Origin of the sequence: Paenibacillus sp. MDMC362, from assembly GCF_003269305.1 — a bacterium.
Classification (GTDB): Bacteria; Bacillota; Bacilli; order Paenibacillales; family Paenibacillaceae; genus Paenibacillus_AQ.
Window position 1 is genome coordinate 264,305 of record NZ_QLYT01000016.1, and the last position, 13,949, is coordinate 278,253.

Here is a 13,949-nt window from a genome sequence, read left to right on the forward strand (position 1 = left end):
TTCCTCTTACCGCCTTTCCGATCATTGGATGTGCTTTTTCTTCTTGTTACCGAGTAGACAGAACCCGATCGTCATCAAGGACATCAGCGCCAAAGCCATATAGAAGATTGGCGATACGCTGTTGTCTCCGGTTTCCGGAGCATCGTCCAGTTCGTTATTTCCATTGCCCGCACCCTTATCGGCTAAGTCGCTGACATCAGGCACGTTGTCGATGTTGTTATTCTCATTGTTGACGTTGCCAGGCTCGGAGCCAGGTTGATCAGGAACAGGGCCTGGGTTCTCTGGCTCTGGAGCTGGGTTGACAGGGCCTGGATTCTCCGGCTCTGGAGCTGGGCTGACAGGACCTGGGTTCTCCGGCTCTGGAGTAGGGTTAACAGGGCCTGGATTCTCCGGCTCTGGAGCTGGGTTGACAGGGCCTGGGTTCTCCGGCTCTGGAGCTGGGTTGACAGGGCCTGGGTTCTCCGGCTCTGGTGCCGGGTTGACAGGGCCTGGATTCCCCGGCTCTGGTGCCGGGTTGACAGGGCCTGGTCCGCCGCCGGTGTTGATCGGCTTCATCGGCACGTCGTATTTCACAATGTCGAAATCGACAGAGATCGTATCACTTCTGTGCGTCTCGTATCCGTCCTTCGTTACGATCAGATAATAATCCGCTTCAGGAAACACCATGTACGCGTAGAAGCCATTTGCGTCGCTATCTTGCTCTGGGCTCTTGTTGTCGTGCGGCGCAAAATTCGGAACCGGAGGAAGCGTTACCTTCGTATCCGGAGTACGTCCTTTATCTCGATTCCGCTGCGTATCCGCATAATACAGGGTAACTATGGCTCCTTCAATTTTCTTGCCTGTGACGGCATCACCTGTCGTTTCATCATAAACCGTACCGTAAGGGTCGACCAATTCCTCGGAGATATTCAGCTCTCCGTTAGCCTTCACGTCCAGCTGCGTCACTTTGAAGAACAGTTCCTCACCAGTTTCAGCTTGATAGCGAACTTCCATCGTGTACTGCTGCGCCCTCAGCTCTTCGTCTTCTATGGAGAAGGTGCCGTTCGAAGCCAGTTGGAACGCCTTAGGACGACCGTTCTCCTGAATATATTTGCCGTCCTTGTCCTTCAAGTAGATGCGCATCTGACTGGTAAGCGAAGGATTGAATAGTTCTGTTGTTCCGTCCAGCTGCTTGAACAGAACGATCCCTACAGCCGTAATATCCGCTGGCACGGTCTCGCCTTTCACACTGCTGTCCACATTTGCTTTTTGCGTGAATTCGATAGGCACATCTTTTCCGCCTACCGTGTACACCTTCGTATACGTGATCGTATAGTCGGTGTCCGCCTCGGCAGGGACGGAATATTCACCCTTCTCATTCGTCCAAATCTTCTGCTGTTCATTGGTCTTCTTGTTCGTCACGATGATTTCCGCGTTCGGAATGACTTCTCCTGTGTTGTTGTCACGCAGCACGCCTTCCAGATACGGGCGAATATTGACAAAATGTGCTTCAGCCTTTGTTTTCTCCGGAATGGTGCCTGTGTGTTCGAAGCTTTCTGGATTTGTCACATAGCCTTCCTGCGTATAATCATTCTGGGTCACCGTATACTTGAGATACGTCGGAAGATCTTCGATAACGAGTGTCTGACCGTCGGTAAGCTCGAAGGTATCTCCGCTCGTGATCGTTCCTGTGCTGCCGTCCGACTTCTCATAAGCGTAGGATTTGTCCGCTCCCTCGCCTGTGAAAGTGAGCGTGTACTTGAACGGCTTGGCCTTGTCGTTGTCTTTGCCTTCAACTTTGTTGCTGATGATCAGACCGCCTTCGATAACTCGCACGTTCGTGAACGGGGCAACTTCATCTTTGTCCACCATGACCCCGGTATAATACAGTTCTTTAGGCATGGTCACGTATTCGTCAGTCGTGTAGTCTTTCTGCGTCACTGTGTATTTCAGATCCTTAGGCAGACCTACAATTTCCAGCTTCTCTCCATCCGTAAGTGTGAAGGATTGGCCAGACTTGATCGTGCCCGTGCTGCCGTCCGATTTCTCGTAAGCGTATCTTCCATCCTTGCCTGTATCCTCAAAGAGGACGGTATACTCGAAAGCCTTCGTCTTGTCACCACCGTTGCCCATGACCATGTTGCTGATCGTCAACTTGTTCACGGTCCGTTCATTGACGAAATCCGCCTCGCGATCGACGCGCGCCATAACTCCCTCGTCAGACAGTGTAGGGGTGGTCGCGTAGCCATCGTTTTTATAATCGTCCTGGGCGATCGTATACTTCAAATTCTCCGGCAGATCCTTAATTTTAAAGGTCTCGCCATCCTTGAGCATGAAAGTATCGCTGGACTTGATCTTGCCTGTCGTGCCGTCTGAATGCTCATAATCGTAGGCATGACCTTTTCCTGCACCGTCGAAGGTCACCGTGTATTTAAACGGCTTGTCCGGTTCTGCGCCGTCCCCCGTGACGGTATTGCTTACGGTCAGATTGTTAACGTAACGCTTGTTGACGAAATCCGCCTTATGGTCGCCTTTATTTACGATTGTACCGGATAACTCTCTCGTCTCCGGCATGGTCGTGTAACCGTCAACGGTCGTATAATCTGCCTCGGTTACGGCATAGGCCAGGTCCGCAGGCAATGCGGGGAGCATCACAGTTTGCCCGTGCTTGAGGGTAATCTTGTCTCCGCTGTTGATCTTGCCATACGTATTATCTGGCTTCTTATAGGTGTACTCTCCGTCCTTGCCTTCGCCGGTGAAAGTAACGGTGTACTCGAACTCTTTATTCTGATCGCTCCCGTTTCCTTCCACCTTGTTGGTAATGGTCAGCTTGCCTTGAGCCGGCGTAGGCACGATCAGTGGGTTGTTCGATTCCACTTTCTGTCCGTCAACAAGGACAGGCTTGCCCGGCGCATCGATGACTCGTACCCGGTATACCGTAGTCGTAGGCAAGTAAGTGAGAGGATCGATATACGTCTGTTTGAGCAGATAATCCCCCGGCACCTGAATAATGAAATTCGTCTTGCCGTCCGTGCCCGTCGTTTTTTCTTCCATCTCATTGTTGTTCATATCCTTAGCCGGAGTACCATCAGGATTATATAGCTTGAACTTTACATCCTTCAGCAGTGTTGTACCGTCGGGACCAACCTTTTTGAGGAAGAGCAGGCCGTTTTCGTTCGCACTTCCCGCTACATCGTTCGCGTCCAGTGTAATACTGCTCTGGGCTCCGATCGGCGGAAGGGTATCATCGCCCATCAGCTTGATGGAATTCCCGGCCGTTCCTGGCTGCATACCCTGGGATTCGGTCTGGTAAACGATCTGATACAACTTGTTCGGGTCGGCAAAATCAAACCTAAGCGTCGATCCCCCAGTTCCCGGGTCTGTGCCCGCGGTGACCTTCACCTCACTATTCGGATCCGCAAGATTCAGCGGCCCTCCGTCACGCTCCAGACTGCCGTCCGGCTTCATCTTACCAGGATAAACAGCGATGTCGGAAGGTTCAAGAGATAAACCGCCTTCTGCATTTTGGCGCAGTTTTAGTCCCTTACCAAGGGTGTCCAGCAAATAGACGCCTTGCTTCATCTCAAACGGAGGCGTATAGTTCACCGTCCATTCCTGCACGCCGGAAACCGGCTTTTTCACCGTCTTGCTTAGAGACTGCATAGGCACAATAATTCTGTGCTTTTCAGTAGCGCTATACGGATTGTCTCCCCATTTCATGGAGAACTCGGCCTGATTCTCACCGGCATTATTGTTGCCTAGGTTGTAATTCGCAAGCGCGGCATTGGTTGGACGCGCCTTCACCAGAATGACGTAAGGACTCTCCAGCTTAGAGAAGGTGAAGGTGCCTACATTATCATTCTTCGTAAAGCTAACCACATGCTTGGGATCGTTCGGCTGAATGATCCCGCTTGCTTGTGCGTATCTGCCATAACCGCCAGCACTTTGTCCTGAGCCCGCATTATAGCCCGTAGTACCTTTATAAAGCCGATAAGCCTCGCCTGGAGCATAATCGACAAACTCCCAGCCCTCAGGCAGTGTATCCACAAGCTTGATGTCACTGGCTACGCGTGCTCCATCATCTTTGGCCATCTCATCCGTATTAAATCCTGGCATGTTCACTGCCAGCCGGAAAGTAACTGTTCGATCCTTGCGATCGTAGCCTGCCAGGATGTATTTATCATCACGGGAGTTGTCCAAATACCAATTCGGATCATTGACGACAATTGGCCGCGTCCACGTGCTGCCGCTATAGTTGTTATAGTTTCGGTTCCAATCGGCGGCTATATTTCCTAGCGGATTGCCGTTCTCATCGACCGAACTCGCGTACAGCATCTCCTTGTTCAGCATCCGCACCGGGTTCTTGACGGTGGCTTCTTTGTGGTTTATATAATCGTCACCATCGAAGAAGAAGGCCAGGTTGCTCCATCCCCCTGCGAAATCCTGACGAAAGAGATTATCCGGGTTGGTCGTAACGGATTCGAAAGTAACGCTCCCCAACACATCTCCTTTATACCCGGTCACTCTGATAAGGTCCGCTACCCGTTCGCCGTTCACCGTCAAGGGGATCACATCACCGATCAGCCCATTACTCACAGTCAACGTCTTGTCGCGGTATTTTTGCCAGAGATGCTTATCGCTGATTTGACTCTTGATCGCATCCAGAATGGCCGGCGTTACCTCAGGATTGGCATCCAGATTATCCAATACATCGAGCGAACCGCCGTGAACCAGCAAATCATAGACGACTGGAGCATCCAGATCATACTGCAGCGTCAAGTTGATCGTCCACTTGGCGCCTCCGACGTTATACAGCGCGTAGGCTGTAGCATTGTTTGTTGCAACGCCTTTCGTGAAAGCATGTGCGCCGATTTTAACCTGTGCGATGTCCACAACGGCAGCAGGAGCGGTCCAGCCGGTCGCATCGTTGTTCTGGATGGCAGTCCCTTCATCCATCACATCCAATTCCCAGTTTGCGCGCGCTTTGTAGTCGAAGGTTGACTTGCTGCTGTCTGTCACCCTGGTCACAACCGTCATATAGAGCGGGCCGTCCAGATTCCCGCCGATGGCGGATCCGATCTCATACTCCCCTGCGGCGTTACGGGTAATTGGGGTATCCGTACCGCTGTCTCCATTCTTATAGGTTGCGGACACAAACTCCGTCCCAGCGGGCAGGTTGTCTGTAATCTTAACATTCTGCAAGCCGGATTTAGACAGCACGCTGTTATTGTTGATTCTCTGGTTGACCACAACCGTCCACGTGATAAGCGTATCGTTTCCGCTCTTAGCAGGCTTGCCGGTCACCGCAATCCAGTTAGGGCGTATGGCAATCCGATGGGTGTTCGATGAAGCCTTTTCATCGGCAGTGTCACCCAAGAGCTTTGCGGCATTATCAATGCGGTACCATCCATATTGATCAAAATTGCCGTTCTTTTCATTGTAATAAGCATTCCTAGGAATCCACGTTTTGAAGGTAATCGTCGCCGTGCTTTTAACGTCATCGGCAGTGGATACGCCTGGGAACTTGTAGGAAAGTGTACGATCGGCAGCATAAACAGGATCTGCCGCTTTTCCATCCACTGTGAAGGACCCAGGCATATATACGCCTACATTCACAAGCGCATCTGAGAAGGTCAGCCCATCCAGCGGCATGGCGATGGTCTTATCGTCCTTGTCGGTAGCAGTCACTACCGCTCGCCACGTAATGGTGCCCTCTTGAAAAGAGGGACTGTTAATACCACTGTCATAGCCGCCGTTGCTTAAGGAGCTTACGGCAATGGTATACTCCGGTACCAAATCCGAGTTTTTAAACTTATAGCCATTTCCGAAAATGGCCGTATCCCTGCCTCCTCCGGGCGCCTGATCTGCTGCCTTGGCAGTAGCGGAAAAGCCGATTTTGACGTCGCGTCGACTCCCGTCATATACCCCTGCTCCATCAAACGTAATCTTGATGGAATCGGCAAAAAACTGGACGGTAGCAATCTTCAGCCCGCCCTGATTGATAGGTATAGGACCCGCAGGCGTCAAATTCACATCAGGGAAGTAGGTCGCCTTATCCAGAACGGCATAATCCCCCTGCTGAATTACGCTTTCGGGCGGAGCATTGAGATCGTCGCCCTTGGTCGGCACGGCGATATTATCCAGCTCAAGGGTAAAGTTCTCCCGACCGTTAATCTCGCCCCCCGGCTGAATCACAGCCGCAGGGTCACCTTGCTTCACCGTGAGGTTAAACGTCGGATTGGCGTTTGCTAGTACTGCCGTTTTGTCCGTCGGGTCTGCCGCCATTGCTGCGGGAGCGTACACTGCCTTAGTTGCCGACGGCGGTTCGCCTGGCTCGTCGTACACCGCCTCCGATACCGACGGCGATTCGGCCGCGTTCGGCGAGCCGGATTCCCCATCCGCATATGCAGCAGCAGGGAACACCACTGTCTGCAAGACAAGCAAAACTGCCAGGCAGAAAGATAGCATAGTTTTACCTAAACTGCGTTTTTGTTTCAATATAGAAATCTCCTTCACCCCTGAAAAATTTTTGGCTGCGGCCAGAACTTTTCCCCCTTCCCTTTGGCCATCGTCGCCATATAACGTAAAATGACAAAATGCGACAAATTATATGGCGTGCCCGCCCATTATACTGTAGAGATCTATACAATTTCTATACAATTTTTGGGCTATAAGCCCATGTTTGATGTAAGTCTTAAACACAGTAAGCGCATCATGGGTTCCTCTCTTCTTCATTTCTCATACATTCCCCCTGATGTCTGCTTCCGCACTTGGTATTGATGGCAGAATAAATAATTTTTCCAACTATGCGCCGATATCCGTTACGGAGTTACTGCAGTTCCATCAAAGTGAAATTTCGTAGGTCTCCAGTTGGCGGTTTTTCGCCTTTTCTTAATCTTAAATGCCTGGCTCATCTCTTTATTAATCTGCTTTATGATCTCAACCTAACAGCTGTCCAGAGACATTTTCAGCACAAGATGAATCGAGCGCTCGCCCGTATTCGTCCCGATCAAAATTCTGACCACCCGAATACCGGCCTCAACATCTTGCGAATCCAATAAGCGATGATCGTCCCTGGGTTCCATGAACCGGGATTCTGCAAGTACTCCATGTATTGATCATTCATAATATAAGTCCAAGTGGAGGTAGGGCTCTTCAGCCCGAACTCTTCCCACTTCGCCGGATCATTCGAGCCTCCCAGCTTTTCGAACATATTGTCTGAAGCTCTATTTATTTTAGCCGGAATTTGCTCGAAGGCCTGGATGATTTGCGCATGAAATTCGTCGATCGGATTGCGGTTAGCAAGTTTCGTCAAATGGATGCTTTCGCGAATGTAAGAAACGTAAGCCAGATGCTCAGCCCAGAACTTGTCGATATAATAAAGCCGTACCCGCTGCTCCGAAGGGCTCAACGGCGTCTCGCCTTTCAAAATTCCGAGCCGTTCCGCGTATAGAATACGTCGCTGTTCCTCCACCATATCCGAATAACCGTTCAGTTCCTGGCGGATATGGAAGTTCTGGCCCATCATAACGCGCTGAATATGCGTAATTTTGCTGTAGAGCACCGACTGTCCAAGCGCTTCATCCTGCCTAAGATCGCGATAGATGGGCGGAATTGCTTTATCGATACCAAACTGAAGGATCAAATCGTCCTCCAAGCTCACAAAAAATATGGAAGCCCCTGGGTCGCCTTGGCGTCCAGAACGCCCGCGCAACTGGTTGTCGATCCGCACGCTTTCGTGCATATGCGTACCAATCACGTACAACCCGCCCAGCTTGGCGACAACTTCTGCCTGCATGGGGTTACCGCCGCCAAGCTGGATATCGACGCCTCGTCCCGCCATATTGGTAGACACCGTCACAGCGCCCATTTCTCCCGCTTTGGCGATGATCTCTGCTTCTTTTGCGTCGTTCTTCGCATTCAGAACTTGGCAAGGTACGTCGGCAGCCGCTAGCGCCTCCGCGAGCATTTCAGACTCCCCGACGCTTGACGTACCAATGAGAATCGGACGTCCCGCCCTATGGACGGTCGATATTTCTTGTACAAGCGCCGTAAGTTTAGCTTCTTTATGGGTATAAATCCGGTGCGGATGATCGATCCGTATGTTTGTCCGGTTCGGTGGAATTTGCACGACTTGCAGTGCATAAATATTTTCGAATTCCATTGCGGAAACGTGCGCGGTGGCCGTCATTCCGCTAATCTTCGGATATAGGCTAAGGAAGTGTTGAAGGGTGATCGTACCGAGAATTTTCCCGCCGGCTAAGGACTGCAACCCTTCTTTGGCCGCAAGAGCGGCTTGAAGCCCATCCGGCAAATGTCTGTTCTCCGACACGCGGCCGGTATATTCGTCAATTAACTCGATTTTACCGTCCCGGACGATGTAATCGACGTCTTTTTTCAATAACGACTCCGCATGCAACGCGCAATTTAACGACGATAACAAATCGCTATTATGGCTTTCGTACAAATTGCCGCATCCCAGCAGCGATTCCGCTTTCGCTGAGCCCGCTTCATTCAAATAGACATTCCGCTTGAACTCGTCGAAATCGTAATGCTCGTCTTGCTCAAGCTGCCTAGCCACTTCTGCGAAACGAATGCCATCGCTGCCGGAAGAACCCGGCTCGCCGGCGATGACCAGCGGCACCCGAGCTTCGTCGAGAAGCAGTGAGTCCGCTTCGTCGACGATGACGTAGTGAAAGGGACGATGCGCGGTATCGGCTCTGTCCAGTGCGATCGTGTCGCGCAAAAAATCGAATCCCGCTTCTTTGGCCGTTACATAGGTTATATCCGCGGCGTACGCTTCTCGTTTCTCGGACAGGCTCATGCCCGCTTGAACCGATTTTACCGTTAACCCGAGGAAACGATAGATTGGGCCCATCCACTCCGCATCTCGATGTGCCAAATAATCGTTAAAAGTCAGCACATGAACGCCTTCGCCTGTTAGCGCATTTAGATAAGCTGGCATAACAGCAGAAAGCGTTTTTCCTTCGCCGGTATGCTGCTCGATCAAGAATCCCTCGTGCAGAGCGATGGCAGCCATGATCTGGACAGCGTAAGGCTGTAGTCCGAGCGTTCTCCTCGCTGCCTCGCCGACTAGCACATAGGCATCGACAAGCAGCTCGTCCAAAGGCGTCCCCAATTTTGCTTCTTTTTGCAGCCGGTCGGATTCCGCTTGAAGCTGCCCATCGTCCCAGGCTTCCAAACTCCGTTTCCTGATGAGCTCCGCTTGGTCGCGATAGACTTTTAGCTTATTCTGGGTAACGCGATCTTTGAATTTTTGCATTAACTTGGCGGCTAGATTCATCGGAATTTGATCCCTCCTAGGTTTCCTACTCATCCTTTAACCGTCGTTGGTACAAAACAACTGACGCAATCGTGAATACAACCGTCCATACCAAAATAATGAGGAGGGGCTTTAATAAATCTCCCGTTATAAAATCTGTATTGCGTGTACCTAGCAAATGCAAAAGTTGAATGCTTGGTGTATACTCCAGCGCTTTGAAAATCGGAAAATCATTCACCAGCAACATTCCCCCATATGGTACCGCAGTAAATACGATTAGCACAGGGATTATAGAGAAAGATGCTTCAAGCACCGTCTTGGAGAATAAACCAGAAATCGTCCCGGCCGCTGTGTATAGAATAATTGAAAGAAGGATTGCAGCCACAAACGCCCATATACTAACTGGCTCATAGCCAAATAGATACGTAGCAACGGCCAGAATAACAACAGACATGACAAAGACTAAACTACTTTTACCGATTAAAACATCCATAGTCGTGGCCGGAGTCATCATTAATGATCGTAAAGTGTTACGCTCCTTTTCTTCCGCAATCAAGCAAGCTTGTGCAAAACTCGGCAGCATTACAAACGAAGTATTTAGAATCAAACCGAAAGTTGCAGTCGTCAAATCCCGAGGGGCACCTCGAAGACCCAATGCCATAATAATTGGAAAAATCAACAAAAGGGAGACGGCATAATTTCGTGAAAACTCCTTATAATCCTTCACAAATATAGCTCGCGCACGTTTCAATGAGATACTCATAGTAACTCACTTCCTGTCATTTTAATAAAGATATCACCTAGACTTGGCTCTTTTGTTTCTAATCGACCAATCAACCCTTGTTTCATCCAATCGGCGACTTGATCAGCCGTTCCATCATTAATCGGGAGCTCGTAGGCATACCCGTTGATTAACTCAACACAAACTACGTTTTCTCGATGCTGTTTTTTTAGTTCCTTTGGTGAGCCGATGGTTTGGATTTGCCCCCGATACAAAATCGCTACACGATTACATATCAACTCTGCCTCGGCCATATCATGCGTAGTTAAGAAGATCGTTGTTCCTTTCTCATTTAAGTAGCGCAAACCTTTATGAATATGTGCTGAGTTTACTGGGTCTAAAGCCGAAGTAGGTTCATCTAAAAATAATAGTTCTGGCTCATGGACGACCGCGCATGCCAACATGACACGCTGACGCATCCCTTTGGATAAGAGATTGACTTTCTTTTTGCGCTCTCCACTTAAGTTTACAAACTGCAGCACCTTATCGATCGAAGATCCGGGGAGATCATATAATTGGCGATATAGCTCCAAGTTTTCCTCAATCGATAATCTCTCATATAAACCACTATTATCCGTCAAAATGCCAAAGCGCATCTTCTGGGCAGACTGCTGCATCCTCTCCGCCGGCTCGTTAAATACGTTTGCCTGTCCGCTTGTCGGATTTAATTGCGCCGTTAAAATCTTGATTAATGTCGTTTTTCCTGAACCACTCGGACCTAAGAAACCAAAAACTTCACCTTTCGGAATGGAAAAGGACACGTCTGCTAACGCATCCTTATTTCCAAATCTTTTTCGAATATGTTCGACCTGGATAACAGCCATTCACACCACATCCTTAAGTTGTTCGCTTAAGTATATAGGGATCTCATATCTCCAGCCATCAAGATCCGCCGAAATGTAGCTGTTATCGCCTGAATTGTACCGCTTAATGCTTGAATAGTTCGACAATTTCCCCGGAAATTAAATGTTGAGAAGCGCTTTTAACTCTTGCAACTTTGAACGAGATAACGGGACTACGGCATCTTGACCCGTATTTAAACGCAAGCTGTAGCTATTCTTCGTCCATGTGATAATCTCTCTTACTTTTTGCAGATTAACGATGTAGGATCGATGACATCTAAAAAATCCGAAATTTAACAATCTCTGCTCGAGCTCGGTTAGCGTCAAAGCACAGACATAATTTTCTCCAGCTACATGCACAAGGATCGAACCATCCATACTTTCTATGTAATCGACTTCAGGTGGATCAAATAAAATCACCTTGTCATTTTTTTTCGTATAAATCTTCTGCAAGGTGATATTGCCCCGATCTTGTTCCTGCGCTTCCTGCTTATCATCTTCCGAGTCCCGAATATCCAATGGATGAAATCCGAGCTCGTTCAATCGATAAATGGCGTCACAGGAAATCATGGCATCCTCTAAATTCGAAGTTAAAATTAAAACCTGCTTCTCTTTCGTCAGGTCATCCAAAATTCGTTTAAAATGACGCCGATCTTCTTCTTCCAAGTAAAAGTAAGGTTCCTCCAATACAATCGTAGGCTGATGCGCAAAAAAGACACGCAGCAATGTCACGTACATCCTTTTCGATGAGCTTAAATCCTTGATTTTTACCTTCCGCTCTTCTTTTAAAGCAAAATAATCCATTAACAGAGCGACGCGGTCCTTCCTCTCCGTTACACGGATTAGAAAAGCGATCAGCTCTTCCACCGTTAAACGAGCATACTCGTTTTGCCCAGCTCGAAACAAATAATATTGAAAATAACGCGTCAATTGATTCAATAAAAGCTGCTTTCGCTTCAAGTCCGTTATAATGCCGATCGATTGGTTCGATGTCATATTTAATTCGATCTTCGGTAGAAGTAATTTCCCATCATCATAGATTGGTTGAAATTGCATGCCGCCCTCCCGGTCAGTACCGTAATAGGATATATATAACAATTATAATATTGGGGTGCTTTTTTGTCATAGTTATCAACCATGCATAGGCAACCACCTGAAGGTCCAATATGCATCATTAAAAATAAATGAAAAAACAACCATTGACGACTCCACGTCATCAATGGTTGTTTATACGTTACTCCATTATTTATCGATCAGGTTGGTCACTTTCAGCATTCTTGCGATCAGTGCGGTTACCTCGGCACGTGTCATTTGCGCTTTCGGACTAAGAGCTTCCGGTCCGTTGCCTTGAATAATTCCCGCATGGATCAATTGGGTTACATCTGCCTTTGCCCAAGGCGCTACATTGGCCCCATCCGTATATTGTGCCAGCGTAGTAGCAATCTGCTCCTGATTTGGCACATCTTCGGATTGAATCAAACGATATGCACGAGCAATCATAGCAAAACCTTGCTCTCTCGTAATTTGCAGACCGCCTTTGAAATTGCTGTCATTATAACCACGAACGATATCAAATTCATTCGCAATGGATACAGCGTCCCTATACCATATTGAGGCCGGTACATCAGAGAATTTAGCCTGCGATGCATCCTGACGCATTAAGCCTAGGCCCAACACGACAATCTCAGCAAATTCCGAGCGCGTGACATAACGATTCGGCGAGAATGTATTATTGCCGTTGCCTTTCAGACTCAGTCTTGCGGCAATGTTGTTGACATCCTGTTTGCCCCAATGCGATTTTACATCCTCGAAATCCTGAGGATTCCAAATAACAGAATAGGTACCACTGCTGCGAAGATCATTGATGAGTGCGAAGTATCGGTTATTGACCTTTGTTACGACCGACGGTACATGGAATACGGTGCCGTCCGGGTTGACGATGACGCCTGTCGTAATCCGGTTCGGATCTACGCCTTCCGGAATTGCGATGTATTTTGGCGCATAGCCGTTCAATAATCCCGTTCTATCCGTTTTTCCGTCATGCATAAAGGCCAAATCGAGGTCGACCGGATGCACAAGCAGTTCATAACCGTTTTGAGCTGACTTTTCGCGTGCAAGCTTAGCCAACTCATCGCCAGAACGTTTGATCTTGATGTTTGCCGCAATGTCGCTGATCGGCGCGTTGCCGAACTGCTTGCTGATCGCGTTCACATCGAGCTGTCCTGCAGGAACCGGATAAATCGCCAGCACATCTTCAATTTCCAGGCTGGAGCCGGTATCGGCAAGCTTCTTCAGATCTTCAACCGTCAATCCTTGAACTTCGACATTCCCGTTACCCGGTACGCTGATGCCGAATTTATGTTCTTTGCCATCCGCAAGAATGCCGGACAGTTTGTGCTTATCGATCGTAACCGTCGCTTGACCACCGTTTACCGTGCCCGAAGCGAACGATACATTCGAACCGTTAATGGTTATTACGATGTTCCCCGGTTTCACCGTGTTGTCCGTTGTTGGTGGAGTAGTTGGATTAACTGTGTCCGAGTTACCGCCACCATTATTGCTACCACCATTGTTGCCACCGCCGGAGTTGTCATTACCGGACGCTCTCTCACGAACGATGATATAGGTATACTCGTTAATCAGCTTACCGGCTTTGTCATAGACGCCGACTGTGATCGCGTTCTCACCCTCGATAAGCGGAAGCTTATTCCACTTGTCGGCAGAATACTCTAGACCATTCACGATGATTTTCACCTGAGTATCGTCCGGATATTTCGCCACTGGATTCAGGCTGATGCCATATACATCATTCGCAACAGTTCCGTAATAGTTTTTGTTCTGGTTCGGGTCGAACGGTGGAGTTAACTCGATTTCTCGATTGCCCCCATTTGTTAGACCAAGAAGGTTAAGATCATCCAGTTCCCCACCCAGCCTCACAAGGTCCTTCTCTGCTTGTTTTAGAGCTGCCAACGCTTTGTCGACTTCATCTTGCGTTGCTGTTGGATCGTCCAGTACATCTTTTGCCGCATTCATGGCTTCTTGAAGGGCCTTCCAGCTTGCTTCG

Annotated in this window: 6 protein-coding genes; all 6 read right to left on the minus strand. The window is 48.9% G+C overall.

Features of this window, described 5'->3' with window-relative positions:
• Window positions 1–21: 21 nt before the first annotated feature.
• Window positions 22–6,447, minus strand: coding sequence for a DUF7601 domain-containing protein (locus DP091_RS32250; RefSeq protein WP_113058006.1), 6,426 nt, complete (start codon window positions 6,445–6,447; stop codon window positions 22–24).
• A 541-nt stretch (window positions 6,448–6,988) separates the two neighbouring features.
• Entirely contained in the window at window positions 6,989–9,283 is a 2,295-nt protein-coding gene (locus DP091_RS08920; RefSeq protein WP_113057990.1) for a preprotein translocase subunit SecA, read from the minus strand.
• Window positions 9,284–9,308: 25 nt separating this feature from the next.
• Entirely contained in the window at window positions 9,309–10,025 is a 717-nt protein-coding gene (locus tag DP091_RS08925) for an ABC transporter permease subunit (protein ID WP_113057991.1), read from the minus strand.
• Window positions 10,022–10,867, minus strand: a complete 846-nt coding sequence (locus DP091_RS08930) for an ABC transporter ATP-binding protein (protein WP_113057992.1) — start codon at window positions 10,865–10,867, stop codon at window positions 10,022–10,024. The genes DP091_RS08925 and DP091_RS08930 overlap by 4 nt, the downstream gene beginning before the upstream one ends.
• 138 nt (window positions 10,868–11,005) lie before the next feature.
• Window positions 11,006–11,824, minus strand: coding sequence for a LytTR family transcriptional regulator DNA-binding domain-containing protein (locus DP091_RS08935; protein WP_258394445.1), 819 nt, complete (start codon window positions 11,822–11,824; stop codon window positions 11,006–11,008).
• Between the two features lie 303 nt (window positions 11,825–12,127).
• On the minus strand, window positions 12,128–13,949 hold a 1,822-nt coding region (locus DP091_RS08940; protein WP_181469758.1), incomplete at its 5' end, for an S-layer homology domain-containing protein.